This is a genomic window from Cohnella abietis (genome assembly GCF_004295585.1).
Lineage (GTDB): Bacteria > Bacillota > Bacilli > Paenibacillales > Paenibacillaceae > Cohnella > Cohnella abietis.
The window spans coordinates 5859941-5886280 of sequence record NZ_AP019400.1 but is presented as its reverse complement, the minus strand read 5'-3'; the positions used below and the strand labels follow the sequence as shown (position 1 = coordinate 5886280).

At 44.1% G+C, this 26340-nt stretch carries 27 protein-coding genes; 19 read left to right on the top strand and 8 right to left on the bottom strand.

The window, feature by feature from the left end:
• Positions 1-146 precede the first annotated feature (146 nt).
• The 4 genes from spoIIP (at position 147) to KCTCHS21_RS25775 (ending at position 3616) form a co-directional block, all read left to right on the top strand.
• Positions 147-1337 (top strand): stage II sporulation protein P, encoded by a 1191-nt coding sequence (gene spoIIP, locus KCTCHS21_RS25790; protein WP_130614817.1) that lies wholly within the window; start codon positions 147-149, stop codon positions 1335-1337.
• A gap of 92 nt (positions 1338-1429) precedes the next feature.
• A complete protein-coding gene (locus KCTCHS21_RS25785) occupies positions 1430-1978 on the top strand; it encodes a GNAT family N-acetyltransferase (RefSeq protein ID WP_130614815.1) in 549 nt (182 codons plus the stop codon).
• Between the two features lie 25 nt (positions 1979-2003).
• Entirely contained in the window at positions 2004-2531 is a 528-nt protein-coding gene (locus KCTCHS21_RS25780; RefSeq protein ID WP_331871418.1) for a YfiT family bacillithiol transferase, read from the top strand.
• A 128-nt stretch (positions 2532-2659) separates the two neighbouring features.
• A complete protein-coding gene (locus tag KCTCHS21_RS25775) occupies positions 2660-3616 on the top strand; it encodes an alpha/beta fold hydrolase (RefSeq protein ID WP_130614811.1) in 957 nt (318 codons plus the stop codon).
• An 84-nt stretch (positions 3617-3700) separates the two neighbouring features.
• Here the strand turns inward: KCTCHS21_RS25775 and bglX are convergent, their stop codons facing one another.
• Together bglX and KCTCHS21_RS25765 are read right to left on the bottom strand one after the other, a co-directional pair.
• Complete coding sequence (gene bglX / locus KCTCHS21_RS25770; RefSeq protein ID WP_197726486.1) at positions 3701-5872, bottom strand: beta-glucosidase BglX; 2172 nt, start codon at positions 5870-5872, stop codon at positions 3701-3703.
• Between the two features lie 14 nt (positions 5873-5886).
• On the bottom strand, positions 5887-7239 hold the full coding sequence (locus tag KCTCHS21_RS25765) for a glycoside hydrolase family 30 protein (protein WP_130614809.1): 1353 nt from the start codon (positions 7237-7239) through the stop codon (positions 5887-5889).
• 128 nt (positions 7240-7367) lie between these two features.
• Here KCTCHS21_RS25765 and KCTCHS21_RS25760 point away from each other — a divergent pair, with 128 nt between their 5' ends.
• From KCTCHS21_RS25760 to KCTCHS21_RS25750, 3 genes are all read left to right on the top strand, one after another.
• Complete coding sequence (locus tag KCTCHS21_RS25760; RefSeq protein ID WP_130614807.1) at positions 7368-8171, top strand: AraC family transcriptional regulator; 804 nt, start codon at positions 7368-7370, stop codon at positions 8169-8171.
• A 115-nt stretch (positions 8172-8286) separates the two neighbouring features.
• Positions 8287-8601 (top strand): ArsR/SmtB family transcription factor, encoded by a 315-nt coding sequence (locus KCTCHS21_RS25755; RefSeq protein WP_130614804.1) that lies wholly within the window; start codon positions 8287-8289, stop codon positions 8599-8601.
• Between the two features lie 62 nt (positions 8602-8663).
• Positions 8664-9503 (top strand): SDR family oxidoreductase, encoded by an 840-nt coding sequence (locus KCTCHS21_RS25750; protein ID WP_130614802.1) that lies wholly within the window; start codon positions 8664-8666, stop codon positions 9501-9503.
• Between the two features lie 101 nt (positions 9504-9604).
• On the opposite strand, the gene KCTCHS21_RS25745 is transcribed toward KCTCHS21_RS25750, so the two are convergent.
• Positions 9605-10366, bottom strand: coding sequence for a ThiF family adenylyltransferase (locus KCTCHS21_RS25745; RefSeq protein WP_130614800.1), 762 nt, complete (start codon positions 10364-10366; stop codon positions 9605-9607).
• The gene (locus KCTCHS21_RS25740; protein ID WP_130614798.1) at positions 10363-10971 is read right to left on the bottom strand and encodes an N-acyl amino acid synthase FeeM domain-containing protein; all 609 of its coding nucleotides are present in this window, start codon (positions 10969-10971) and stop codon (positions 10363-10365) included. Before KCTCHS21_RS25740 ends, KCTCHS21_RS25745 begins: the two co-directional genes overlap by 4 nt.
• Positions 10972-11124: 153 nt before the next feature.
• Here KCTCHS21_RS25740 and KCTCHS21_RS25735 point away from each other — a divergent pair, with 153 nt between their 5' ends.
• The 5 genes from KCTCHS21_RS25735 (at position 11125) to KCTCHS21_RS25715 (ending at position 15253) form a co-directional block, all read left to right on the top strand.
• Positions 11125-12327 carry an HD-GYP domain-containing protein gene (locus KCTCHS21_RS25735; protein WP_130614796.1) on the top strand — a complete coding sequence of 401 codons (1203 nt, stop codon included), beginning with the start codon at positions 11125-11127 and terminating at the stop codon, positions 12325-12327.
• Between the two features lie 39 nt (positions 12328-12366).
• A complete protein-coding gene (locus KCTCHS21_RS25730) occupies positions 12367-13170 on the top strand; it encodes a hypothetical protein (protein WP_179952640.1) in 804 nt (267 codons plus the stop codon).
• A gap of 145 nt (positions 13171-13315) precedes the next feature.
• On the top strand, positions 13316-13762 hold the full coding sequence (locus tag KCTCHS21_RS25725; protein WP_130614794.1) for a hypothetical protein: 447 nt from the start codon (positions 13316-13318) through the stop codon (positions 13760-13762).
• 6 nt (positions 13763-13768) lie between these two features.
• Positions 13769-14077 carry a hypothetical protein gene (locus KCTCHS21_RS25720; RefSeq protein ID WP_130614792.1) on the top strand — a complete coding sequence of 103 codons (309 nt, stop codon included), beginning with the start codon at positions 13769-13771 and terminating at the stop codon, positions 14075-14077.
• A gap of 516 nt (positions 14078-14593) precedes the next feature.
• Positions 14594-15253, top strand: coding sequence for a hypothetical protein (locus KCTCHS21_RS25715; protein ID WP_130614789.1), 660 nt, complete (start codon positions 14594-14596; stop codon positions 15251-15253).
• Between the two features lie 29 nt (positions 15254-15282).
• Here KCTCHS21_RS25715 and KCTCHS21_RS25710 read toward each other — a convergent pair whose 3' ends face one another.
• Positions 15283-16074 carry a PPK2 family polyphosphate kinase gene (locus KCTCHS21_RS25710; protein WP_130614787.1) on the bottom strand — a complete coding sequence of 264 codons (792 nt, stop codon included), beginning with the start codon at positions 16072-16074 and terminating at the stop codon, positions 15283-15285.
• Positions 16075-16246: 172 nt separating this feature from the next.
• Between KCTCHS21_RS25710 and KCTCHS21_RS25705 the strand changes: the two genes are divergently transcribed.
• From KCTCHS21_RS25705 to KCTCHS21_RS25675, 7 genes are all read left to right on the top strand, one after another.
• On the top strand, positions 16247-17233 hold the full coding sequence (locus KCTCHS21_RS25705; RefSeq protein ID WP_130614785.1) for a TRM11 family SAM-dependent methyltransferase: 987 nt from the start codon (positions 16247-16249) through the stop codon (positions 17231-17233).
• 81 nt (positions 17234-17314) lie between these two features.
• Positions 17315-18718: a threonine synthase gene (gene thrC, locus KCTCHS21_RS25700; protein WP_130614783.1), complete on the top strand. Its 1404-nt coding sequence runs from the start codon at positions 17315-17317 to the stop codon at positions 18716-18718.
• A gap of 30 nt (positions 18719-18748) precedes the next feature.
• A complete protein-coding gene (locus KCTCHS21_RS25695) occupies positions 18749-19630 on the top strand; it encodes an ROK family protein (RefSeq protein WP_130614781.1) in 882 nt (293 codons plus the stop codon).
• 165 nt (positions 19631-19795) lie between these two features.
• Positions 19796-20272 carry a C40 family peptidase gene (locus KCTCHS21_RS25690; protein ID WP_130614779.1) on the top strand — a complete coding sequence of 159 codons (477 nt, stop codon included), beginning with the start codon at positions 19796-19798 and terminating at the stop codon, positions 20270-20272.
• Positions 20273-20493: 221 nt separating this feature from the next.
• Entirely contained in the window at positions 20494-21294 is an 801-nt protein-coding gene (locus KCTCHS21_RS25685) for a TerC family protein (protein ID WP_130614776.1), read from the top strand.
• Positions 21295-21418: 124 nt separating this feature from the next.
• Complete coding sequence (locus KCTCHS21_RS25680) at positions 21419-22099, top strand: TIGR00266 family protein (RefSeq protein ID WP_130614774.1); 681 nt, start codon at positions 21419-21421, stop codon at positions 22097-22099.
• A 101-nt stretch (positions 22100-22200) separates the two neighbouring features.
• On the top strand, positions 22201-22743 hold the full coding sequence (locus KCTCHS21_RS25675; RefSeq protein ID WP_157994122.1) for an RNA polymerase sigma factor: 543 nt from the start codon (positions 22201-22203) through the stop codon (positions 22741-22743).
• 545 nt (positions 22744-23288) lie between these two features.
• On the opposite strand, the gene KCTCHS21_RS25670 is transcribed toward KCTCHS21_RS25675, so the two are convergent.
• From KCTCHS21_RS25670 to KCTCHS21_RS25660, 3 genes are all read right to left on the bottom strand, one after another.
• A complete protein-coding gene (locus tag KCTCHS21_RS25670; RefSeq protein WP_130614769.1) occupies positions 23289-23834 on the bottom strand; it encodes a chromate efflux transporter ChrA in 546 nt (181 codons plus the stop codon).
• Positions 23831-24433, bottom strand: coding sequence for a chromate efflux transporter ChrB (locus tag KCTCHS21_RS25665; protein WP_130614767.1), 603 nt, complete (start codon positions 24431-24433; stop codon positions 23831-23833). Before KCTCHS21_RS25665 ends, KCTCHS21_RS25670 begins: the two co-directional genes overlap by 4 nt.
• Before the next feature lie 127 nt (positions 24434-24560).
• On the bottom strand, positions 24561-26219 hold the full coding sequence (locus KCTCHS21_RS25660; RefSeq protein WP_130614765.1) for an AraC family transcriptional regulator: 1659 nt from the start codon (positions 26217-26219) through the stop codon (positions 24561-24563).
• Positions 26220-26340 lie beyond the last annotated feature (121 nt).

Here is a 26340-nt window from a genome sequence, read left to right as displayed (position 1 = left end):
CAACGAGAAAATTGCTAGAATATGAATCTAGGTTATGGTTAATCAGGTGTTACAAAGTAATGATTTACGGGTAATATAGAAGGTTTTTCCTCAGACCATGTCGAATATTGTTTTATGAAATACTATGGACATGGGAGAGAGCAGCTTTGTTTATACGTAAAACAATACTGAGCGGAGCCGCTCTAGCGATGTTACTATTCGTTGCGTACGATCCAGCGTATGCAGTTCCTTTATCTGATTCGCCGCCTACAGTAGAGACTAGTGTGGAGAGCGAGCAGATTAATCTAAAAGCTTCTATTCCTGCGAATGCCGTTGTTAATATTGTAGAAGTTACAAACCTACGAAGTGGTCCAGGGCTTGAGTATGATATTGTAGGCAAGGCAAAGCCAGGAGATTCATTTCCCGTCGTCGGATTTGAGGGAGAGTGGCATCAAGTCACGCTTGCGAGCGGCGATACCGCATATGTTGCTAGTTGGGTTGTAAAAGTTGATGTGCCGCCTATCCCATTCGTTAACATTGTAGAGAATACCAATCTACGGAGCGGTCCGGGGCTTGATTTTAGTATTTTGAGCAAGGCTAGGGCTGGAGATACTTTTCAAATCGTGAGTACTGAAGGAGATTGGTATCAAGTGGCGCTCCCGAGTGGTGATGCTGCGTACGTTGCCAGTTGGGTGGTAAAAACAAATCTTGATCAAAAAGAATCGACAAAAAAGGTTTTCATCTATCATACTCATAATCGAGAATCATGGAAAAATGTTGCTCGCAATACGAAAGGGACTTCCTTCGACGATCCTACAGTGAACATTACGATGGTAGGCAAGCGTGTGGGAGAGGCTCTACAAAAAAGAGGAATCCAGACATTAGTTGGAGAAGACGATTATGCCCAAAAGCTGAAAGAGCAAAATTTAGGCTACTCCCGCTCATACGCTGAGTCTCGTAAAAGCGTCTACAAAGCGATAGAAGCTTATCCATCTTTGGCTTATTTCTTTGATATTCATCGCGATGCCAATGTTGCACGTAAAACTACAACAGCGACAATTAAAGGTAAATCGTATGCACGAATTTTGTTCGTCATCGGAACAGCTCATCCTAATTATGCAGCAAACAAAAAATTGGCCGAGGAATTAAACAAAAGGCTAAACAAGAAATATCCAGGATTGTCCCGTGGTGTGCTTTCCAAAAGTGCTCATCAAGGGAATGGAGAGTATAACCAATCCATCTCTTCAGGCAGCTTACTAATGGAGTTCGGGGGCGTGAACAATACGCTAGAAGAGAGCTTGCTTACCGCGGAGGTTTTCTCGGAAGTTTTTGCTGATTATTACGAATCAATAAAATGAATGTCATTATAAATAGATATACAGATGAAATCCCATGGCATTCTAGGGATTTTTTCTTCTTTATACTACAAATTTTTAGGAGATGAAAATATATGATTCTATTTCAAGAAAATGAAATTAGTATTAGAACACTCGAATCTGAAGATGCAGATTTACTCGTTAAATGGTTGTCTGATCCCACTGTGCTGGAATACTATGAAGGCCGTGATCGTCCACACGATATGGGCTTAGTTAAGGAACATTTTTATGAAGATGTGGAAGAAATAACGCAGTGCATAGTGCTATATAAATCAACTGAGATTGGCTATATTCAGTTCTATGAAATAGACGAAGAAGAAATTGAAAAATATGAGTACAAAGAGTTTACAGGTAAAATCTATGGAATGGATCAATTCATAGGCGAAACTGAATATTGGAACCAAGGAATTGGTTCGCGTTTAATTCATTTAGCAGTTAGGTACCTTATTAATGAAAAGTCAGCCAATAAAATAGTAATGGATCCTCAAGCTTGGAATACAAGAGCTCTGCGTGTTTATGAAAAGAATGGATTTATAAAGAAGAAATATCTAGAAAAGAACGAGTGGCACGAAGGAGAATACCGAGACTGCTGGCTTATTGAATACGAAGTAGATAAGAACTGATTATTTTCCAGGAGGCTGATTAATAGTGGATGAAATACGTTTTCCAATCGGTCAATTCGAACCAAATCTAAATCCAACTGATGAAGATAGAAGCTACGTTATAAGTCAAATCCCTAATATTACATTAACTCTTAAAAGTCTTGTGGAGAACCTTACACCTGACCAGCTCCAGATTCCCTATCGTCCTAACGGCTGGACCATTCAGCAAATCGTGCATCACTTGGCTGATAACGATATGAACGCGTACTTACGATTCAAGAGGGCACTAACCGAGTTTGAGCCTTTGGGGAACTCTTATCGGGAAGATTTATGGGCAGAGCTAATCGATTACAAGGAAATTCCAGTAGAGGAGTCAATTTTACTTCTTGAGGTGCTCCATAGAAGGCTGCTGATTTTACTTAATGGATTGGCACCAGATGAGTTTAATAGAGGATTAAGAACTCAAGTGTTAGGTACAATTACGCTAGATACTGCGCTCCAAAGGTTTGTTTGGCATAATCAGCATCACATTTCTCAAATCAAATCTTTAATGGATAGCGAGGGCTGGTTATGAAAAAATAGAAAAGGATAGTCGCAATTTTAGAGTCGCTAAGTGCTCAAAATGGTTATGTATGCGCTTTACAATATGGTAAGATGAGGATTAGTTTTCCATTATTCATAAGAATTGAAAGGATGTTCTTAATGCCGCTAATTGATATGCCTCTAGAAGAGCTTAAAGTTTACCAAGGAGTTAATCCCCGTCCTGCGGATTTTGATGCCTATTGGGATCGGGCAATCGCGGAGATGCGTGCGGTTGATGCTAATGTTGAGCTTGTGCCTAGCAAATTTCAAACCCCTCAAGCTGATTGCTTTGATCTCTATTTTACCGGAGTTCGTGGAGCTCGCATTCATGCTATGTATGTACGTCCGAAAAATGTATCTGAGCCACATCCGGCTGTTGTGCAGTTCCATGGCTATTCAGGGAATGCGGGAGACTGGTGTGACAAGTTGGCTTATGCATCTCTAGGCTACTCGGTGCTTGCTTTGGATGCTCGAGGTCAAGGCGGCTTATCTGAGGATACCGGCGGTGTTAAAGGGAATACGTTAAATGGACACATTATTCGCGGCTTGGATGATCATCCAGACAATCTATTATTCCGCCATATTTATCTAGACACGGCACAACTGGCCGGTATTGCTCTTGAATTGCCGGAAGTCGATCCGGAGCGCGTCTATGCGGTTGGTGGCTCGCAGGGCGGTGCACTTACGATTGCTTGCGCGGCACTGGAGCCAAGAATAAAGAAGCTAGCACCTGTATTTCCGTTCCTGTGCGATTATAAACGAACGTGGCAGATGGATCTAGCGAAGGATGCTTATGCGGAGCTGCGTACTTATTTCCGTCAATTCGATCCTTTACACGAGCGTGAGGACGAAATTTTCGAGAAGCTCGGTTATATCGATCTGCAATTTCTAGCTAATCGAATTCGCGGAGATGTTTTGTTTTTCGTTGGCCTTATGGATACGGTATGCCCGCCATCCACACAGTTCGCGGCATATAATAAGATGACAGCTCCGAAGCAGTTGGTCGTATATCCGGATTTCGGCCACGAGCATTTGCCTGGCGTAACTGATCGTACTATTCAATTTTTCTTGGACTAATTGTTCTATGGATACAATATTTTAAACCAGAAGAAGAGCACTGGCCTCTATGAGGGACATGTGCTCTTCTTCTGGTTTTATTAATTAATCTACAACATTAAAGCGCAAGGATTCACCTTCAGAGGAATTCGGTCCGACCCAGAGAGTGAAATATCCAGGCTCGACAGTCAAATTCATGTCAGCGTCAATAATGGCAAGTGAGGAAGACTTAATTTGGAATTCAACAGTAGCCGTCTCGCCAGGGTTGAGCTTGATTTTACGGAAGGCGATCAGCTTCTTAAGCGGCTGCGTAACGCTCGCGCTTTCGTCACGGATGTAGCATTGGACGACTTCTTCTCCTGAGAGACTGCCCGTGTTAGTTACATCGATAGAGACATGTAATGAATCATCCTTGCTAATCTGATTTTCCTTGCAAGCAATGGACTCATATTTGAACGAGGTGTAGCTGAGACCATAGCCGAACGGATACAGAGGCTCGGTAGTACTGTCAATATAGTAGGAGGTGTAGATTCCTCCTGGAGGACGCCCTGTTTTCTTACGGTAGTAATAAATCGGAATTTGACCGACATTTTGCGGGAAAGTGGCTGTCAAACGTCCACTTGGATTGTAATCACCGAACAGAATATCGGCAATCGCGTGACCACTTTGCACACCGAGATGCCAAGTCTGGACGATGGAGTCCGCTTTCTCAAGCAGCCAAGGAATAGTCAAAGGACGGCCACTTAATAGCAAGACTACTATTGGTTTACCTAGCGCAGCAGCGGCTTCAACAAGCTTGCGTTGACCGCCTGGCAGATCGAGATCGGTTCTGCAGCGAGCCTCGCCACTCATCTCGAAGGTTTCTCCAAGCGCCATAACGACGATATCTGATTTATGAATGGCATCTAGTGCCTCGGCAAAGCCAGCTTCTGATTGAGAAGTCAGGTCGCAGCCCGCAGCATAATGGATAGTTGTGTTAGCACCAACTGCACTCTTTATGCCATCCAGTACAGTGACAACATCATCAGGACGACCATCGGCTGCCCAGCACCCGAGCGGATCTTGACGGCTATCGGCTAACGGACCAATGACAGCGAGAGACAAGGCTGCTTTATTCAGTGGCAACAGATTACGTTCATTGCGTAGCAATACGATCGATTCCCTAGCTGATTGTCTTGCAAGAGCCAGATGTGCTTCAGGAAGGGCTCCAGTTGTCACATAATCGCTAGCCTCTATGAACGGATGCTCGAATAATCCGAGCTTCAGCTTAACAGCTAGTATCCGCAGTACTGCTTGGTCGACGAGCTGTTCAGAAATTTTACCCTCGCGCACTAGCTTAGGAAGATAACGAATATAGATGCCTGAAGACATGTCCATGTCGAGTCCGGCTTTGATACTAATTAAACAGGCCTCTTCTTCATCAGCAGCAACACCATGAACGATTAGCTCCTGAATGGAATTGTAATCACTGACGGCAATACCTTCGAAACCCCACTCTTCGCGTAAAATCGTTGTAAGCAAATAACGGTTGGCACAGACCGGTATACCATTAATCTCATTAAATGAAGCCATAATGCTAAGCGCTCCAGACTCCACTGCTTCCTTGAAAGGAGGCAATATCACTTCGCGCAGCACGCGATCGGATAGATCAACCGTGTTGTAATCCCGACCAGCTTCAGTTAATCCATAGCCTGCGAAATGCTTAGGACAGCTGGCTACAGCTAGACCAGGACCGTCATTTGTCTGAGCACCTTCCACCCAAGCCTTAGCATATTCCGTTGTCAGATAAGGATCTTCACCGAGACTTTCGGCGATTCTGCCCCAACGGGGATCACGAGTTACATCGATCATGGGTGCGAATACCCAAGATACACCGTCAGCATGTGCCTCACGTGAAGCCGCAGCGGCAGTCTGTCTAGCAAGCTCTGGGTTCCATGCCGAAGCTTGTCCAAGCGTAATCGGAAATACCGTTCGATAGCCATGAATAACATCTCGGCCTATGAGTAGCGGAATTGCACTAGAGGTTTTCTCTAACACAAGCTTCTGAAGCTGATTAGCTTCTTCGACTCCGGATATATTGAAAATCGATCCTACCCTGCCCTCAGAGATTTGCTCTAGAAGAACATCACGCTGGGAAAGGCCCGTTTCCGGATTAATCGGATTGAATCCCCAATCATATTGAGTCATCTGACCCGCTTTATCTTCCAGTGACATTTGGGCAAGTAATTCCTCTGCCCGCTTGCGAATTTCAGGTGTAGTCCATTTATGTTGAGTCATAGGTTGGGCTCCTTTCAAGAGCAAGGGAATAGCAACGTCTGAATCGAGTGAGCAGGAATAACCGCTTCTGCTAGCTCGTCGTTGTTACTAACGATATAAGGAAGCTCCTCATCGGTACGATTAAGTACGACAATGACTGCAGTTCCATCCGTATTTTTGAATGCTGTTATTTCTAGTTTGTCCGTATATTTAGAGTAGCCGATTCTAACCGCACCTGGACGAATATATTTGCTGAAATGTCCAATGTAGTAATAGGAGCTTTGATAAGTCAGAGAATCCGTTTGGGTATCGGCAATGATAGGCGCGTCGCAGAAGTTTCCAACGTGATTGGGACCGCCTTGCTCATCCAACACGATATTCCAGTCGGTCCACCCTGACATCCAGTTGTTCAAGTTTCCAATGATGTCGTGAGCGTAGCGTTCGCCACTTTTCCAAGATCCTAGCTGTACGCCACCTTCATGGCAACCTTCGGTAAAGACAAGCTGCTTATCTGGGAACCGATCGTGAACAGCGGATAACGCTTCAAAGTGATCTCCGGAGTACCAGTGGAAACCGATTCCCCAAATATATTTAGCCGCTACCTCGTCAAGGAAAGCTGTTTTGGCACGATCATACACTCTTTCCTTATTGTGATCCCAAATCATGAGACGAATACGGGAAAGGTCAGCCGCTTCGAGTGCAGGCCCAAGATAATCCCGGACGAAATCACGTTCTTCTTCAGCGCTGTAAATACAGGAATCCCAGATCTGTACAGCTTTTGCTTCGTTCTGAACGGTCAATCCCCATACAGGCAAGCCTTCTGCTTCATATGCCTGAATAAATTTAACGTAATATTGGGCCCATGCTTCGCGGTATTCCGGCTTTAGCTTACCGCCATTGTTCATCTCGCCATTTGTCTTCATCCATGCGGGCGGGCTCCAAGGAGAAGCGTATAAGAGAAAATCTTCTCCGGCAGTTGCTGCTGCTTGCTGAATGTAAGGAATAAGTGTTTCCTTATCCCGGCTAATATCAAAGCTCGAGAGAGAAGGGTCCTCTTCCTCGACGTATGCGTAATTACCAAGTGAGAAATCACAGCTATTGATATGCGTACGGCAAAGAGTATAGCCTATGCCATTGTCCGCATCGAAGTATGCATCAATAATTTTTTTCTGGTTAGCTTCGCCTAGCTTTGCAGCAGTAACTGCTGAAGCTTCTGTAATGGCTCCACCGAAACCGACAATTTTCTGATAGGTTAAATCGTCATAAACCTGAAGCAGTTGATTCTCTACGCCTTTTTCGTCTTTCTGGAAGTACAGTGGAGCCTGCTCGGTTAGGCGGTCGCCTGTATTCTGACTTGTCTGAATCAGTCTTATTTTCCTGTGATTCATCGTAGTTAACCTCCCAAAATGATATATGTCATTATTATAGAAGGAACAGGAGCTCAATTTGTAGAAACAATATGATTGTAAACATGTACAATCTGGCTATTCTATAATTAGGGGAGGAGAATCCTAATATGTATATTAAGGAAATAAATATTAATTTATGCGCATATTCCAAACATAACGAGCCCTTTAGACAAGAGTATAAGAATGGACTCGATACCTATATTATCCGATTGCAGATGGAAGGAATAAGTCAGGTGCTCATAGATGGGGAAATCGTCGACATTATGCCTGGGGATTTACTATTATTCAAGCCTGGAGATCTCTATGAGCTTAGGATTGGGACAGCAGGAGAGCCTGTGAAAACTAGCGGCGATTATTTCATTTTGTGCAAGGGGGAGGGAATGGACGAATGGTGGGGGCAGAAGTGGAGGCCGACACGAACGAAGATTGCAGAGAATGAGCGTATTAAAGGGTTATGGCATCAATTAAGCATGGAAAATAGAAGACTAAACGGCGGGAATCCTGAGCTTATGTCCTTGCTTGCCCATTCGCTTCTGTTACTACTGGATCGCGCTATTGAAGAGGCTCCTTCTGCACAATCCTTGTCTGCTTTTCATGCGCTTAAGATGAGGAATTATATTGAGGAAAATGCGGCTTCCACTCTTAGGCTTCAGGATATCGCTGGTCATGCGGGACTCAGTGTATCACGTGCAGTGCATTTGTTCAAAATTCATTTTGGTGTTTCCACGATGCAGTACGTCCAGCAATTGAGATTGTCCCATGCGCTGCAATTGCTTGATTATAGTCTGATGTCACTTGAGCAGATTGCAGTCGACGTGGGCTTTGGCAGCTATACCTATTTTCATCGTATTTTCCGTGCCACATATGGTGTTTCTCCCGGAGCGTATAGAAGGAAGTCATCGATAGAGTAGCGATTATTTATTATTCTGAGCGGGTCATTGACATAGGCAGTAATATGGAATATGTTGTAATAAGTAAATAGGTTTAAGTTCTTTTACCGATTACGCTCGCAAGGGGGAGAGAGAGATGAAGCCACAAGGTATCGACCCTATGGATATTAGAAGCATAACGAAATTCTTGACAGCGCTCGGGGATCCGGTACGTCTTCAAATCCTAACTCTATTGGGAAATGTTAAGCGTTTCAATGTAGGAGAAATATCGGCACAGTTCGAAATAAGCAGACCAGCGATATCTCATCACTTAAAAATATTGAAGGATGCGGACATCGTCGAAAGCCAGAAGGTTGGGCAAGAGGTTTACTATTGGTTATCACGGGATACCGTCGTTGCGAGCTTAAGATCGCTTGCCGATGCTGCCGAATCATACAGCTGTGGGGAATAGTCCTGTGCTCTGGCAATTCGCTGATTTTATTAATCTAATTAAGCAAATGCGATGGAGGGGTCATGATGAAGGGTAAAGTCTGTATGGTAACTGGAGCTAACCAAGGAATGGGTAAGGCAGCTTCGCTTGAATTGGCTAAGCTGGGAGCAACAGTCATTATGGTATGCCGGAACGAACGGAGCGGACGGGAAGCGCAGAAGGAAATTAAGCGTCAATCGGGGAATGATTCTGTTGAGCTTATGATTGCCGATCTAGCGTCTCAACAATCAGTCCGCAGTATGGTGCAGGATTTCGATAGTAAGTTCGATAAGCTTCATGTTCTGGTTAACAACGCCGGGGGATTATTTGCCGATAAGCAATCGCTGTTAAATGAAGATGGTGTTGAAATGAACATCGCCGTTAATCATTTAGGCAGCTTTTTGCTGACGAATTTGCTGTTAGACAAATTGATTGCAAGCAAATCCGGGCGTATCGTCAACTTCTCGTCTATGGTCATGTCGAAGACATTAAACATGAAGACATACAAGGGAGAAGAAACGGCTGCACCTATGAAAATGTACGGACAATCCAAGCTGGCTATGATAATGAGCGGATATGCATTGGTCAGAAGACTTGAGGGAACAGGGGTGACGGTTAATGCATTACATCCCGGGTTCGTCAAAACAGAAAGCGCAATGAAATCTATTCCTAAGTTTCTACGGCCAGTCATTGGACTATTCGCACTGTCGCCTGAGCAGGGAACCAAGACGGCTATCTACTTGGTCACCTCTCCGGAACTAGAGGGAGTTACGGGCAAATACTATGTTAATTCGAAGGAAAAGCCTTCCGTGCCTGTTTCTTATGATGAGAGCAAACAAGAAAGTGTATGGAGTTACAGCGCTAAGCTGACTGGACTAGCTTAAAGTAGCCATTGAGCCTGGCCTGCCGCCAAGAAGCACTAATCCAACGCGATTAGGGTTCTTGGCTGGAGGTAAGGCTTATTGTTGCCAGCAGATTAAGCGGCTTAAGCTTCGAATTGGAGCTGGAAAGAATCCGGCACTAATAAGGGCTGTTTTCTGCCAAGCAGATGAAGAACCAATTGCGATACTAGAACGCCTGGTCCTAGAGCTTGTCCTACGCTAATGGTTGGAATCGTACGATTGATAAGCCATTGCTGCACATTTTCCATCGTAACATAGGAAGGCAGTTGATCAGCATACCCTGATGGCGGGAATGTAGTGCCTCTCAGATCCTCTATTGATATCTCCTCCGGTACTCCTGCTAGCTGCTCCATAGTCATCCCATCTGGCGCAAATGTAAGCACAGTAGTTCCAAACCCTAATGCAACGGCAGTTATGACATGCAAACCATTGCTGCGAGCTGCACGATGTAAAGCTACCGCTTCAGGAAAGGCAAAGTAATCGATAGCGTCAATGACGTAATCGACACCCTGTAAGAAATCGTCCACGTTGTGCTCATTAATCCCAGCGGGATATTCGATGATTTCTAGGTCAGGGTTGATAGCAAGTAGATGATTTTTCAGTGCTGTCACTTTAGACATTCCGATAGTAAGATGGGTTGCCGCGCATTGACGATTAATATTGGATAGATCAAAGGTATCAGGGTCAGCCAGAACGACTCGTCCGATTCCCATCCTTGCTAATAACTCAGCTGAAAACCCGCCAATGCAGCCGCATCCAGCTATGGCAATTGTAGTTTGCTGGAGCTTGTTAATATCCTCTTCAGACATAATTCCTAGGTTACGTACAAATTGTTCTTTAATCATTGGATAACCTCCAAGTATCTAGTTTGACGTTCTACGAAATATTCATATAACGGTACACGTTCCTCTTTAATCGTCGCTAAAATTTCATCCAAAATTAGAACACATGGTATCGATTTTGAGCCCAAATAGACTTTCGCCTCACCAATTGTACGGAAAGGGAATTTGAACACTCGGTTCATATAATTATAGACTCTTTCATCTACGCAGCAAATCCAGTGGGTAATTCCTACCTGCTCTGAATATTGAAAAACGGTTTTAATCAATCCAAGTGCGACATCGTGTGCGGGAAGCTTGGTAAAGGCGCTTAGCTCAGCATAACGACTAGGCTCAAGCTGAAGGAGTCTAGCTTTCTCGAGGTCATAAATATTAAAGTTTTTCAGTGTAGGTAAATCATCAAGCTTATCAAAAATTAAACGGGTAACACCAACAGCATCTTCAGATTGAATTGTTTGTGCAGTGAAGTAGACAGAATCAGCTTCATAGGGATCAGATTCGCCTTTATCAAAGAATCCTACCTCCAAATACCGCTCAAAATGCAATTTAACCGCTTTTTCACGCAATTTCCCTCTTGCGACACTGTACACGTACGCTGAATCGTTTTTCATCGACACACACTCTCCTTATTGGTTAAGATACATATATTATCCAGTACGGTAATTTAAAAAGATATCGCTTTGTTTGTCATATATTGTTGAGGGATGGAGTTGGATGTTAAACTGAATTTATGACTATGAGAAACACCCAGACAGGATGAGACTATGCTAAATGAACGAAAGAAACTATTGCATTCCTACTATCAATCTCATCAACGAAATTTGAGTCTGAATATATTGAGAATCGCGCTTATTTATCTACTTCTTAGTATTAGCTGGAACGCGATATTTCTTATGCTAGAAGTTCCTTATTCGAGAGCTAATATCTATTTTTTACTGCTGCCATTTTTCCTTCTATTAATCATGCTTGCAGCTAATCATAAATATAAAGTCAAACCTATTGTCATGCAGCATATGGTCAATCTATTTCTTGTGTTTGTTGCTTGCTGTTTATATTATGGCTCGGGCTACAGAGAAGCATGGGGTTACTTTCTGGCGGTTCCTATACTTGCAGGTCTCTATGGGAATTTGAGGATATTGTTTCTCTATTCGACTGTCGGATTGATAACGATGTTTACTGTCAGCTACATAGACCCTTTGGTTAAGGATGTTTTTGACGCTATTGATCTTTCCAATCGTGTGTTGCTGTATTTTGTTCTTGGTACATTCAGCTACCTGCTTCCGAAACAGCTTAACCAGCTCTATAACAATCAAGTGAGTATGATCATTAATTCGATGGAAACGACGATTGAACAGGTGGTCAAAACGTTCATTATTTCAATTGAAGCCAAAGATAGCTATACATTCGGTCATAGCGAGCGGGTAAGTAAATACGCTGTTGAGCTTGCTTTAAGACTTCCAGAGTTTCAGGATAAAATGAGATTGGAAACGCTTCGGTTGTCAGGGCTGCTCCACGATATTGGGAAAATCAATATACCTGAAGCTGTGCTTACAAAACCAACTAAGCTTACTGAGGAAGAATATGAGCTCATCAAAACTCATACCATTGTCGGAGGGCGAATGGTTGAGAAGATTTCGGGTCTCGGACATTTGAAGCCGGGAGTTCTTTTTCATCATGAACGGTGGGATGGAAAGGGGTACCCAACTGGGGCGAAGGGGCTGGAAATTCCTCTGGAAGCGCGGATACTTAGCATTGCGGATACGTTCGATGCGATAACGTCCAGTCGATCATACCGGCCTGCAACCTCTACTACTGATGCTATCGAGCGTTTAAAAGCAGACAGCGGAACCCAATTTGATCCGGATTTAATTATGCTTCTCGATGAAGTAATGATGAGCTGGAGAAGAATTTACAAGGAATACAACGAAGATTTGACGGAGTTTGAGACATTATTCGATTTAACATAAAATTTTTAATGGAAGCTCGGCAAAGAGGTCACACGGGATATGGAAAAAGAGACGAAGAGAAGGCTTAAGGTTGTTAGCATTGTGCTTGTAGCAATGGTGGCGGTAATCATAACTATTGTATTGTTGACTGGCAACAATGACGATGGGGACTTCAAGGATGAAGAGCTTAATATGCCTTACGACTATACATACGGCAAGGCAATGGCTAACAATGGCATGGAGCTGCATTATATACGCACAAAACCGTCTAACATCACTTTGGAGCCTATATTTAATAATGTAACTGTTGCACCCTTCTACGGAATTAATGGGGGATTTTTCTATCAGAATGCTTTGCTCAGCATCGCTGTTGTGAATGACGAACCCGTTAGCAAGGAGAAAGGATCATACGGAACAGGTGCGGTGAATGCAAAGTACGCGCGTGGCACTCTTGTGTGGGATGAGAGCTTGGATGTGCTAAGCGTTCAGGTTGTGAGCAAGCCATCTGATCTTGCGGTTACGGATCGTTCACGGTACTGGGCACAGGGCGGAATTAGCATGAGTCTTGACCGAGATGCGGATTGGTTGGAGCAGGCTATGGCAGAGCAAGTGCCCTTGCCCAACGATTACTGCCTGCGTTCAGCAGCTGTGTACGATACAGAGGGTAACTTATATTTGGTCGTAAGCACCATTAAGGGGACTCTTGCTTCATTTCGTGAGGCCGTTGTGGAGCAGATCGGGGATGGGAAGCTTGTAAACGGCATATTTCTGGACGGGGACGGTTCCTCGCAGCTCCGCAGTAGAGAGGCGAAGCTGCAGGGAGACGGTCGTATGGTCGTTCAGATGCTGCGTCTATTGAGGTAGTGGTAGGGTGGATTGGTGGAATGGACTAGTAGAATAGACCGGTGAATGGACACTGGCGGAATGAATAGGGTCCTTAGGGAGCGAAGCAGTTAGATCTGCGCGCTCTCTTTTTGTTTAGTTTGGGAAGAGGCACGATTAGTGGGAGATGCTAATTGGTGGAAAACCGAGGTTCGGTGTGCTGCAAGCCGTTGTCAGCGTACTAATTGGTGGAAAACCGAGGTTCGGTGTGCTGAAAGCCGGTGTGGGCGTACTATTTGGTGGAAAACCGAGGTTCGGTGTGCTGCAAGCCGGTGTGGGCGTACTAATTGGTGGTAAACCGAGGTTCGGTGTGCTGCAAGCCGTTGTAAGCGGACTAATTGGTGGAAAACCGAGGTTCGGTGATCTGCAAGCCGCTGCGAGCGGACTAATTGGTGGAAAAGCGGGGGTTGGTGTGCTGCAAGCCGTTGTGGGCGTACTAATTGGTGGGAAAAAGAGGATCGGTGTGCTGCAAGCCGGTGTAGGCGTACTAATTGGTGGGAAAACGAGGTTTGGTGTGCTGCAAGCCGTTGTGGGCGTACTATTTGGTGGAAAACCGAGGCTCGGTGTGCTGTAAGCCGGAGTGGGCGTACTAATTGGTGGAAAAGCGGGGGTTGGTGTGCTGCAAGCCGCTGCGAGCGGACTAATTGGTGGAAAAGCGGGGGTTGGTGATCTGCAAGCCGGTGTGAGCGGACTAATTGGTGGAAAAGCGGGGGTTGGTGATCTGCAAGCCGTTGTGGGCGTACTAATTGGTGGAAAAACGAGGTTCGGTGTGCTGCAAGCCGTTGTGGGCGTACTAATTGGTGGAAAAGCGGGGGTTGGTGTGCTGCAAGCCGTTGTGGGCGGACTAATTGGTGTAAAACCGAGGTTAGGTGATCTGCCAAGCCGGTAAACCACATCACAACCATAACTTAACTATATAGCCACGCACACCGCGACCTGCACCACACCGCTCACCGCTAACTATAAAGCCACGCACACCGCGACCTACACCACACCGCTAACTATAAAGCCACGCACACCGCGACCTACACCACACCGCTAACTATAAAGCCACGCACACCGCCACCCGCCCACACTGCTAACTATAAAGCCACGCACACCGCCACCCGCCCACACCGCTAACTATAAAGCCACCACATCCGTACTGGTATTGATCTTATCTAACTTCTGCATATATGTATGCAATCGCCCATGTGTCGTCGAAACCACTTCACTTGAAGTGGAAGAAGTCCTTAAGTGTAAGTAACCTTGAAGCGGAAGAAGTCTTCATGTGTAAGCAGCCTTTAAGCATAAGTAGCCTCAAAATGTAAAAATCCATCAAAAAGGCTAATCCTGTCTCCAGTGCAACAAGTTGGTTGCATTATTCGTTTAAGTTGTAAATCCTACTCTTTAATGGAGGGGCACAATGAAGAAGCAATGGGGTTTAAGATTGGTCCTGATGAAAGTATTAGTCTTAATGATAGTATTGGTCCTTATAATAGCGGGCTGCAGCAATGTAAATAGCACAAAAAAGCAGGAGAGTGGCGCGAGTGTAATCTCGATAACGGATAGCAGCTTGAAGGAGATACAGCAGAAGATTAACGATCACCAAGAGGAAATTAATAAGAAGCACTCGATCGCTATTTTGTCCTCAGGAACGGGGACAGGCACGATCAGACTTGTCATTCGTAGCTATGGAGACTTCGAGCGTGTGTTGTCCAAATCGGACATACGAGGGGTTAAGAAGACTTTGTTTAAGAAAGTGGGCAAGGAGTTCCCATTAGAAATTACAACATGGGAATGCTGCAAAGGAACTCCTAACGCCACGGGTATAGTTACTGATGTCGACAAGGACGAAAATCGAATACTAGTCATTAATGAACAAGAAAAAAACGGAAATACCAATGACCCAGTAGCAAATTGGGTAGGCTTAACAGAGGATGGCAAAGTATACGTCGACGGTAAGAAAGTCCCATCTGTTTATGATGCTTCTCTGATTGGAAAAAAGGTATCGGCGTGGACAACAGGTTTTGCACATGCCTCGTATCCCGGTCAGGTTTGGGCTTTGAAAGTCGTCCTAGAATGAGCTGCGACTAACGGTTGCGATAAGTAAGCTTAGTGTTGTTTTGCAATTTCGATATGTGGGTACTCAAGTTTAAGCTTGTTCAGCGTGGATACGATAATCTTGAGCACGAGATAGTCACGGAACCAACGATTATTGGCAGGGACGATATACCACGGGTTATTTCTCGTAGCGCTGCCCTTAAAGGCGGAAGAGTAAGCTTTCATATATTGATCCCAATAGCGGCGCTCCTCAAGATCGCTAGGGTCGAATTTCCACAGCTTCTCAGGGTTTTCCATTCTTTCGTTTATTTTGGCCAACTGGAACTCTTGGGAAATATGGAGAAATATTTTAATCACGACTGTTCCGTTAGCTGTAAGTAATTTCTCGAAATGCTGAATATGTTTTAGGCGATTGCTAGCTGTTTTCTTATCAATAAGCTCATGAACACGAGTGATTAGAACGTCTTCATAATAGGAACGGTTAAAGGAGGTAATATAACCTTTAGGAGGAGTTACTTTATGAGCACGCCACAGAAAATCGTGTGCAGCCTCATCGCCGGTTGGTTGCTTAAAGCTTTCCGCGCGGAACCCTTGGGGGTTAAGTCCGGAAAACACCTTTTTGACAACTCCATCCTTTCCGCTGCAATCCATACCTTGGAATAGAATGAGTACTCCGTTGGATTTGGAAGCATATAGCCTCTCCTGCAAATCCTGAAGCTCCTTCTTTAACTGCTCGAAGTCTTCCGCTATTTCCTCCTTACTTGTAAAGCTCGCTGTGTCATTAGGATCATAATCTTGTAGGGTCACCTTCTGCTTTTCATCCAAGCGATATTTATCAAGCATACGTAATCCTCCTCATTTGCAAAGTATGAACGATTAACTGTCTTGCTATTACTATTATATAGTATTCCATTTTCCCAAGGATTTCTAATCTCTATTTTCTTTCATGTTATTCTGTTTTTTGTTTTGGGTAAATGTTATCGTAAAATAATGCTAGGAGACTGACGGGAAAAGGATGAATCGTGAATTGAAGGAAGATATAGGCTTACAAGAACAACAAGAACCTCACTATATATACGTAATCGTTGCAAATGATAATGAGCGTTCTTTGTGCGATTTGGAAATGCGCTCCTTGTTCGGTAATCAGGTTAATCGTAGTTCAAACCTGCTGCATAGCATGATAAGAATTGAGCCAAACCGAAGTCCCTTTATTAAGCAGCGGCTTGAGGTATTGTTTGAAGGAGCTAATCTGGAGGAAATTGCAAATCAAGTTGGGAGTCTCGAGCTGAATGGCGCAACTTTCAAGGTTGAAGCCATGGACAACGACAATCCCGAAGAGGATGCTAAGCTCGAGTATGATCAGAAGCGCATGCTGGAGCGGGAAATTGGCTGGCGAATTCGGGGAAAAGCAGAGATGCGCAAGCCAGATAAGGTATTTGGTTTCGTGCAAATAGCGGGCAGGTGGCTATTCGGCGAACTAATAAAAGGCGAGGCCATATGGCTTAAGCATAATGAAAAGCCAAGAAAATACTCAACGGCTTTAAGCACGCGTGTCGCCCGCGCTGTCGCGAACATTGCAGTTCCACATATTAAGGGCTTGAGGGTAATCGATCCCTGCTGCGGAATCGGTACTGTGCTAGTGGAGGCGCTGTCGATGGGAATCGATATCGTGGGGCGCGAGCTCAATCCTCTTGCAGCTACGGGAGCAAGAGCCAACTTGGCATACTTTGGTTTTGAATCCGAGGTCATCTTAGGAGATATGAGACAAATAACCGAGCATTATGATGTAGCTATAATCGATATGCCCTATAATTTATGCTCTGTGTTGCCCATGGACGAAAAGCTAGAAATGCTTCAAAGTCTTCGCAGCTTTGCTGATAGAGCTGTTGTGGTAACTATCGAAAAGATCGACTCTCTTATAGAGGAAGCTGGCTTTAGGATTAAGGACCGTTGCACGGTGAGTAAAGGGAATTTTACCCGATACGTGCTCGTCTGCGAATAGGATATATACAGTTGTTGAAATTATAGTTATTTTCGTACACAATGGTTTAAGAACAATACATAGTGAGGAGAGAATACGACGATGAAATTTAAAAGCACGAGAGGGAAAGTGTCGCCGATCGGCTTTATCGATATGTTCCTTATGGGTTTAGGAGAGGACGGCGGCTTGATCGTTCCGGAAACTATTCCTACCGTATCTGAAGAGCAGCTTGAAGGATGGGCTAAGCTGTCTTATCAGGAGCTCATGTTTGAAATATTCTCTTTGTTCACGAACGAAGAAATTCCCGAGCAGGATTTGAAGGAGCTTATTAAAGAGAGCTATGCTGGATTTACGAGCCCGGATGTATTGCCACTAACGACTTTAAACGATTCCTTACATGTACTTGAGCTGTTCCATGGACCAACCTTTGCGTTCAAAGACGTCGCTCTTCAGTTCATGGGAAATTTATATGCTTATGTAGCGAAGAAGCAAAACAAAGTTATTAATATTTTAGGTGCAACCTCTGGTGACACCGGAGCATCGGCCATTAGCAGTGTTAGGGGCAAGGAAGGCATTCAAATTTGTATCCTTCATCCTAACGGCAAAGTCAGTCTCGTTCAAGAGCTACAGATGACGACTGTGCAGGACGACAACGTGCTGAACCTTTCGGTCAATGGTAACTTTGACGATTGCCAGCAGACGATTAAAGAGCTATTCGCGGACATTTCGTTTAAGACAAAGTATCACCTTCGGGCGATTAACTCCATTAACTTTGTTCGTATATTAGCTCAGTCGGTTTATTATTTCTATGCGTATTTGCAGCTGCCGGCTAACATCAGATCAGGCGGCGTTAACTTCAGTATACCGACCGGGAACTTTGGTAATATTTTCTCAGGCTACTTGGCTAAAAAAATGGGTGTGCCAATCAAGCAGCTTGTTCTGGCAACGAATGAAAATAACATTTTAGAGCGATTTATCCGCGAAGGTATCTATAAGCCAGAGGGCTTCCTTAGTACACACAGTCCATCTATGGATATTCAAATCGCGAGTAACTTCGAGCGTTATTTGTACTATTTCTACGGAGAAGATGCAGTTTCTGTAACGGCTCGCATGGAACAGTTCAAAGCGGAGGGTCAGCTTACCTTTACAGCTGAGGAAGTCGCCCGCATTCAACAGGATATAACTGCTTACAGCGTTAGTAATGAGGAATGTCTAGAAACGATTCAAACCTATCAAGATCGTTACAATTATTTGTTGGACCCACATTCCGCATGTGGAATCGCTGCTTATGAGGGTGCAGGCAATCAAGATGATGGGGCTTTCGTATCACTTGCTACGGCGCACCCGGCCAAATTTGATGAAGCCATTCGTATACTGGGCATCGAGCAGAAGTTCCCAGAGAGAATCCAAGAGCTGTTTAATAAGCCACAGCGCCAAGTCATTGTTGATAACGTAACAGCAGATATTGTAGAGCAATTGGAAAGCTTCTATAAGGTGGATAAATAGTCTTAGTTGAATGTGTAGGGGGAAATAAAGTTGTTAATTGGTGCAGTAGAAGCAGGCGGAACAAAATTTGTATGTGGGGTTGGAAACGAGAATGGTGAGATTCTCGACCGCGTTAGCTTTCCAACAGAACAGCCGGAGAAGACGCTGGCTCAAGTCGTAGCCTACTTTAAGGATAAGCAGATTGAAGCTCTCGGAATAGGATCTTTTGGGCCGATTAATATTGATCGTGAGAGCTCGGAATACGGTTATGTTACAACAACGCCAAAGCCAGGGTGGACGAATTATCCAGTGCTTCCGGAGCTTAAGAAGATATTCAACATCCCACTCGGTTGGGATACGGACGTTAATGCGGCTGCGCTTGGGGAAGCCACCTGGGGTGCAGCCAAGGGCTCAGATAGCTGTCTATACTACACAATCGGCACTGGTGTCGGAGTGGGTGTATTCGCTGAGGGCAAGCTGTTACACGGCTTGGTGCATCCAGAGGGTGGGCACGTGTTAACACGACGCCATCCTAATGATACCTATGCGGGCAAATGTCCTTATCATGGCGATTGCTTGGAAGGAATGGCTGCTGGACCGGGAATTGAAGAACGTTGGGGTGTTAAAGCGAGCGAGCTACCTCAGGACCATCCTGCATGGGAGATGGAAGCCTTCTACATCGGGCAAGCGCTAGCTAGCGCGATTCTGCTCCTCTCTCCGAAGAAAATTATTCTTGGTGGCGGCGTAATGCATCAATTACATCTGTTCCCGCTTATTCGCGAGCAGGTTCGGAAAAACCTGAATGGATACGTAGCTTCAGCGGCAGTAGAAGCGGGCATTGACGATTACATCGTACCTCCAGGTCTTGGAGATAATGCCGGCTTAAGTGGCTCTATAGCGCTTGGACTCAAGGCATACCAAGAGGCCCAATAACAAATTAACGTTTTCTAATTCATTTCTAAGAAAGCCTTATAATCGCCTTGGTTACTGTGTTTGTCTTCTCCTTGGTAAATTATAGGCAGAAAAAGGTGTGTTATATTAAAATCCGACATCAAGGGTTCACGGCAACCTAGAGAAATTCGGGAGGAAATATAACATATGAATAAGAAATTCGCCATTAAGCTATTACTTACTTGCAGCGTGATTGTAACTGGACTTCTAGGATCTATGATCGCTTCTCCTTCTCAGGCAAGCGCAGCAACCCAGGAATCACTCGATCTAATCGCTTACGGCAAGGAGCAAATCGGTACGCCTTATCAATATGGATCGGCAGCAGGAAGCACGGATACATTTGATTGCTCCTCTTATATACAATATGTATTTAGCCAATTCGGCATTGACTTGCCACGTACTTCTGTATCCCAGTCGTATAGCGGCGATAAGGTAGATAAAGCTTTCCTTAGTGTGGGGGATCTTATGTTTTTCAAGACTGGCGGAGGCGGAATTAGTCATGTCGCAGTCTATGCGGGTGGCGGAATGATGCTCCACGCAAGCAGCAGTAAAGGTGTTACGCTTACTAGCATGGAAACGAGCTATTGGAAAAAAGCTTATGTAACAGCTAGACGCGTTCTTTAATTAAATAGAATTTCTGAGAAGGGTTATCCTTTATGGTCGAATTGGACTATGAGGGATGGCCCTTCTTTTTTTGTTTTGTATGCCTGTTTATTGTTACATAGTTAGACGGAGCTATAATTCGTAAGGTTGCAGGAATATAAGGATTACCAAATATTGAGGGGGGTATGTATAAAATAAAGCCGGGAGCCCATATTAAACCTCGAATTGGAAGCAGGGGGATCATGATGCCAGATTTTTTTAACAGCATACTAGATAACTTTTCGATATTTTTCAATTGGGAGCACATGCGCTCGATTCTTTCAAAGCCATCGACTTGGGGAATTGTTGGAACACTTGTCATTCTTGAAGGCTTGCTGTCTGCTGATAATGCCGTAGTGCTTGCGGTTATGGTTAGACATCTTCCGAAGGAGCAACAAAGAAAGGCGTTGTTTTACGGACTTATTGGTGCATATATATTCCGCTTCTTGGCTATTGGGATCGGGACCTATTTGGTTCAGATAACCTGGATTAAAGTGGCCGGAGGATTGTATCTTCTTTGGATCGCACTTAGCAATTTGTTTCATCTGGAATTCTCATTAGCACGTGTTGGTGTAATCCCCCTTATCCCTTACATTCGGCGTAAAATAAAACCAGAAGCTGGCGAGATCGATAACAAAGGTCTTGGCTTCTGGCGTACAGTTCTTGCGGTCGAGATTATGGATGTTGCTTTCAGCATGGATAGCGTCCTAGCCGCCTTTGGCGTAAGTGAAGAAGTATGGGTATTGTTCTTGGGAGGTATCGTTGGGATACTGATGATGCGTGGAGTTGCCCAAGTGTTCCTTAAATTGATCGACAAGTTCCCTGAGCTGGAAAAAGCGGCATTTATCCTTATTGTTGTTATTGCTGCCAAAATGATTTCCGGAGCTTTCGGCTTCCGTGTGTCGGATGTTGTGTTCTTTTCCATTCTAATTGCTATCTTTGTAGGTACAATGATTATAAGCTCGATTAAAAAAAGGGCACAAGGCTCATCCTCAACTGGATAATGGGGCTTATCACTCTTGTCCTAGTCATTATAGCGAGTAGCAAGAGGGATAGGTCTATCATAGAGCTGTTCGATAATATAAAATAAATAATTAATAACAATAATAATGACTTGGAGGAGTAGCGATGAAGCACGAGGTTCTTTACCAAGGGGCTTTTGCAATGCTTAAGCTGCATCTTAACGCGGGGGATTCTGTAAAAGCAGAGTCGGGCGCAATGGTTTCCATGTCTCCTACCGTCGATGTCAAAGGGACGATGGAAGGCGGTATTATGGCAGGCTTGGGCAGGATGCTGAGTGGAGAGACTTTCTTCTTCCAAGAGCTATCAGCGAATAGAGGAGGAGGCGAGGTATTGCTAGCTCCATCTTCTATGGGCGACATTCAGTCGGTAGAGCTGGACGGCTCTTACCGATTGTTCGTGCAGAAGGATGGATTTCTTGCAGGGACTAGCGGTATTCAAATCAATACGAAGATGCAGAACCTGAGCAAGGGATTGCTGTCGGGCGAAGGATTTTTCATTATAGAAATAAGTGGGAGAGGTACTGTATTCCTTTCTTCTTACGGATCCATTCATGCCATTAATTTGGAGCCTGGAGAAGAAAGAGTTATTGATAATGGTCATTTAGTCGCTTGGCCAGATTATGTTCATTATAAGATCGAGAAAGCATCCAAAGGATGGTTCTCAAGCATAACGAGCGGTGAAGCTCTTGTGTGTAGGTTTCGTGGTGAAGGAATTGTACTTATACAAACTCGCAATCCAGCAGGCTTCGGTAATTGGATTAAGAAATATATACCAGGACCACGCTAATCCTGTGTATTTTTAGAGAATTTTCTGTGAATTCGGAACATTGGCGCTCTCTTATGTTAGAATAGGAGCAATCGAAGTTCGCAGAAATGAGATGCAAACCTATGGACATGCAGCATACAGCGAATAGGGGAGTTCCTGTAATCTCCTATGAGCAAATGTTCGAGCACTACAAAGATAAGATTTTCAGCTTCGCTTGGAAAATATTGCGGAGTAAAATAGACAGTGAAGAAGCCGTGCAGGAAACATTCCTCAAGCTGTATGTTAACTTTGAGCGTCTGGATCCCGCAGGCTCTATCTCATCCTTAATTTTTACGACGACCAAAAACATCTGCATAGATATTCTTCGCAAGCGCAAAACAAAGCTTACGCTAGCTCATCCGATGATGAAGCATGAGGGCTGGGAAAATCAGGCTGCGGACGCCCAAAGACCAGAGGACGTGCTTATTCTTAAGGAAGCTGCTGAGACTATGTATGCGGCTATCGACAAGCTACCTAAGGCTTATCGCTTAATGGTCTATCAGCGCTATGTGCTGGATATGTCCATGGAAGAGATCGTAGAGATGAACAATGTGAAGATGAATACGGTCAAGTCCCGACTTAAGCGGGGCAGAGATTTGTTGAAGAAGACGCTGGAAAAAGGATAACAAGTATAAACGGCTTATAAAAAGAAACCTCTCTTTTTAAATGGTTGCTCGACACTTCCATTTGACCAAAGAGAGGTTTCTTTTTTTACTTGCCGTAACCTCAGTACCTGCGGTAGCTGGCAAGCGAGGCTTGTCCACTCTCCACTTCTTCAGATCACCAATTTATCAATATTATGGGAATGTGATACAATATTTCATATATTTATTTAAAATTCAAATTGAAGAGGTAGAGACGATGGCTATAGGAATTATATTCTTTATGATTTTATCAATTATAACTTTGATTTCTATCGATGTATCATTACGAAAGTCCCTAAAGCTCCAAGAAAAAATATTGGAAGAAATTAAAAAGAAATAAGCATTTACTTGAATGAAATCAGGCCTGTTGATTAACCAGTTATTAGGGGAAATCTCCTTTTATGTTTTACCCATTCAGATTTCACGATCTCAATCAACAACCGGAAGGAGATATTTCCCCGCAAAAACTATATTCGATATAAAAAAGAAACAGCCCATAAGTTCATCACTTATCGGGCAGCCACTCTTTAAACATGGAAATGAGGAACGACTATGCCGCCGTAAATAAAAGCACATAGAATGACAAAAGCAGGATGGATCTTGCGTTTTTCCATCGCCCACAGTGCGACTGCGGCGATAATAATCGATTGCCACATGCCGAGGGAGTCCATGGAGGTCTTGCCCATCTGCCAGGTTAGAACGAGCATCATGATAGCAATGACCGGTTGCACAAGCAGAGTCATTCCTTTGACTACTGAGGATTGGCGATAACGTCGCATAATCTTAAGTAGTACGATGAGAGCGATGGCAGAGGGGACAACTGTTGCAGCTAAGGCCAGTAATGCGCCGCTGATTCCGGCTACGTCATAGCCAACGAATGCGGCTATTTTAGTGGCGATGGGACCAGGAAGTGTGTTGCCTAGCGCAAGTATGTTTGAAAATTGATGATCGGATGTCCAATTATAGTTCGTCACGACCTCTCGGTAAATAAGAGGAATGGAAGCAGGCCCTCCGCCATAACCAAGCACGTTGGATATAAAAAAACCAACTATTAAATGAATCATATCATTCATGGTGTCTCACCTTTGTTGTTCTTATTCTTTGCTTTTATCCGGTCAACAAGTTTGAAATGAACGGCTCCGTAGGCGAGGAACAGCACAATAACAATCGCTGGATGCAGGGGGATAAGCTGCAGCATGACAAATGAAATCGCACAGAAGACAACGACCATTATTTTACCGAGCCCCTTGTAAGCTCTCTTGACGAATTCATAGGCCATGACCCCAAGCATAACGGAAATAACCGGCATAACAGCAACAATCATCCCTTGAATAACAGCAGAGTTGCTTAAATACTCCACGAACGATAACAAGCAAATCATAGCAATTGCCGAAGGTAAAATATGCGTAAGAACCGCGACAATGGAGCCGAGGACGCCCTTCTGACGATAACCGAGGTAGGCAGCCATCTTAGTCGCGATTGGTCCGGGGAGCGCATTGGCAATGGCGAGTATTTCCCCGAATTCATCATCATCCATCCATTTATACTTAATAACAGCTTCATGTCGGATTAGAGGGATTACGGAGGGACCACCACCGTATCCAAGAACGCCTGTCTTGCTCATAGACCAAGCGAGCTGTGCGTACTGACTGTCGACCGTTAGCTTAGACATATTCAACACCCTCATTCCCATACTGCTCATAAACCTAAATCTGATCTGTTTACTCCGCTTTATAAATTCTAATTATACACCTAAGTATTCTTTTGGCTCAATTCATAAAATAAATCTGTTGTAAGACCTAGGAGCTATTACGCAAAACACCTGGCAATTCGGTCAGCACCCGTTCAAGAGTAAGTGAATCACCGTAGTTCCATTTAGCATCCATGAAATGAACAAGATTTTTTCGAACAGGTGAAAGCTCACGCCATAGAGGGCTGTTGATCAGGCGCTTTGCTTCATTAACGGAAATTGGATCTTCTCCTACTAGTAAAAAAAGTCGATCCCCGACATAACTCTCAATCATTTCAGTAGATATTTTCCGAAAATCAATCCCCATCTCAATCATTTCTCTAACCTTCTCAGATGGCTTAAAGGCGAGAGGGTGATACAGTGTAAAGGATAGCCCATAATTGCCCATGACGTAAAGCTTACCATCAACGACTACGATAACCGTTACAGTCTCATTTATGCCTATATCTAGCCGAAATTGGCTCCACAATGCCTTTGATTTAGTCTTATATTCCTTAATCCACTTCTCAGCATGAGGTCGTTTACCGACTACTGTGGCCATTAACCTCAGCTGATCGAAGTTTGAATCCAATCTGTTTATTACTAATGTAGGCGCAATTTGGGCTACGGGATCTGTAACATCACCGATAGTGCAGCAGTGAAAAATAAAATCGGGATCTAGTGCTTTTATTCTTTCCAAATCCTCACTTGGGCCAATATCCATAATGTTATGAAGCTCATTTCGATATACGACCTGTTTGCCGATTACCGTTAAATCAGCTCCAACAGGCCGCACCCCTAATGCTAATAAATTACCCAATATATGCCCAGTTACTACTATCCTTGATTGCTGTAGCGGAAGCTCTATGGGTGAGCCTTGATAATCTTGAATACTTACCCTACTTTGATGAGTACGTGCATATTGCTTGGGGGAAATTCCCATGGCATTCCGGAATCTGCGATTGAAGTAATACTCATCCTTAAAGCCAACACGATGTGCGATGTCTCGAAGTGGGGCATTGGATAGCAGCAGTAGCTCCTTGGCGCGTTTCATCCGCACTTCAGTTAAATAGTCTAGGGGTTTAAAGCCTGTTATTTCTTGAAATAAAGAGCTATACTCCCAACGCTGCACACCGGCTTGCTGAGATAGCAGCTCGACCGTAATATTTTCAATATAATGATCTTCCAAATAGGCAACAGAACGCTCAACAGCCTGCATGGCATCCGTGGGGTTTTGCGTAGCTTGATGGCTTTCCAACAACAAGACAATTAGCTCCTGCAATCGTATTTGCTGCTTAAAGCTATCAAGCCTGTTAGCATTGTGGTGCTTGATCGCAAGCTGTTCTAGCAAATCCACGAATTTAATGAAGGGAGTTGGACTTATCTGCTGTCCATAGGGAAAGCAATTAGGCATGCCGGGTGAGGGGGTGCTCATTCCTAATGGATATATATCAAAGGTAATCCAATACCCAGTAATGTCTTTTCCAACTAGCTCATCAAACTTGATTGGACCTCCAGGCCGAACAATCAAGCATATTCCCGGTTTAAAATGCAAAGAAGCTTCATCAGTGATGAGAGAGCCATTACCTTTGGTAAAAGCAATTATCGCATGATGCCCTTCTAGCGGACTTATATCTACTGCATCTCTGCAGCTATCGAATGTACCAACTGCACATATGGAAAATAATATATCGTGAAGGAAGGGGACTTTCTGTTCATTTTGTTCCAATTATGTTCCTCCCGCTAAATTCAAATTGAGAATGGTTATCAATTACATGCTAATTGTATAGAAAAAAAAGAAGCTTATCAACATGAAGTTGACAGCCTCTTTCGTTAGTCATACATCGATA

Excerpts from the sequence above, each read along its gene's own strand:
- KCTCHS21_RS25775 (WP_130614811.1), top strand. The coding sequence starts at position 2,660 with ATGCCGCTAATTGATATGCCTCTAGAAGAGCTTAAAGTTTACCAAGGA.
- KCTCHS21_RS25760 (WP_130614807.1), top strand. The coding sequence starts at position 7,368 with ATGTATATTAAGGAAATAAATATTAATTTATGCGCATATTCCAAACAT.
- KCTCHS21_RS25740 (WP_130614798.1), bottom strand. The coding sequence starts at position 10,971 with ATGAAAAACGATTCAGCGTACGTGTACAGTGTCGCAAGAGGGAAATTG.
- KCTCHS21_RS25690 (WP_130614779.1), top strand. The coding sequence starts at position 19,796 with ATGAATAAGAAATTCGCCATTAAGCTATTACTTACTTGCAGCGTGATT.
- KCTCHS21_RS25685 (WP_130614776.1), top strand. The coding sequence starts at position 20,494 with ATGATGCCAGATTTTTTTAACAGCATACTAGATAACTTTTCGATATTT.
- bglX (WP_197726486.1), bottom strand. The coding sequence starts at position 5,872 with ATGACTCAACATAAATGGACTACACCTGAAATTCGCAAGCGGGCAGAG.
- KCTCHS21_RS25785 (WP_130614815.1), top strand. The coding sequence starts at position 1,430 with ATGATTCTATTTCAAGAAAATGAAATTAGTATTAGAACACTCGAATCT.
- KCTCHS21_RS25745 (WP_130614800.1), bottom strand. The coding sequence starts at position 10,366 with ATGATTAAAGAACAATTTGTACGTAACCTAGGAATTATGTCTGAAGAG.
- KCTCHS21_RS25725 (WP_130614794.1), top strand. The coding sequence starts at position 13,316 with ATGCTAATTGGTGGAAAACCGAGGTTCGGTGTGCTGCAAGCCGTTGTC.
- KCTCHS21_RS25730 (WP_179952640.1), top strand. The coding sequence starts at position 12,367 with ATGGAAAAAGAGACGAAGAGAAGGCTTAAGGTTGTTAGCATTGTGCTT.
- KCTCHS21_RS25735 (WP_130614796.1), top strand. The coding sequence starts at position 11,125 with ATGCTAAATGAACGAAAGAAACTATTGCATTCCTACTATCAATCTCAT.
- thrC (WP_130614783.1), top strand. The coding sequence starts at position 17,315 with ATGAAATTTAAAAGCACGAGAGGGAAAGTGTCGCCGATCGGCTTTATC.
- KCTCHS21_RS25750 (WP_130614802.1), top strand. The coding sequence starts at position 8,664 with ATGATGAAGGGTAAAGTCTGTATGGTAACTGGAGCTAACCAAGGAATG.
- KCTCHS21_RS25710 (WP_130614787.1), bottom strand. The coding sequence starts at position 16,074 with ATGCTTGATAAATATCGCTTGGATGAAAAGCAGAAGGTGACCCTACAA.
- KCTCHS21_RS25705 (WP_130614785.1), top strand. The coding sequence starts at position 16,247 with ATGAATCGTGAATTGAAGGAAGATATAGGCTTACAAGAACAACAAGAA.
- KCTCHS21_RS25675 (WP_157994122.1), top strand. The coding sequence starts at position 22,201 with ATGGACATGCAGCATACAGCGAATAGGGGAGTTCCTGTAATCTCCTAT.
- KCTCHS21_RS25665 (WP_130614767.1), bottom strand. The coding sequence starts at position 24,433 with ATGTCTAAGCTAACGGTCGACAGTCAGTACGCACAGCTCGCTTGGTCT.
- KCTCHS21_RS25680 (WP_130614774.1), top strand. The coding sequence starts at position 21,419 with ATGAAGCACGAGGTTCTTTACCAAGGGGCTTTTGCAATGCTTAAGCTG.
- KCTCHS21_RS25755 (WP_130614804.1), top strand. The coding sequence starts at position 8,287 with ATGAAGCCACAAGGTATCGACCCTATGGATATTAGAAGCATAACGAAA.
- KCTCHS21_RS25715 (WP_130614789.1), top strand. The coding sequence starts at position 14,594 with ATGAAGAAGCAATGGGGTTTAAGATTGGTCCTGATGAAAGTATTAGTC.
- KCTCHS21_RS25670 (WP_130614769.1), bottom strand. The coding sequence starts at position 23,834 with ATGAATGATATGATTCATTTAATAGTTGGTTTTTTTATATCCAACGTG.
- KCTCHS21_RS25765 (WP_130614809.1), bottom strand. The coding sequence starts at position 7,239 with ATGAATCACAGGAAAATAAGACTGATTCAGACAAGTCAGAATACAGGC.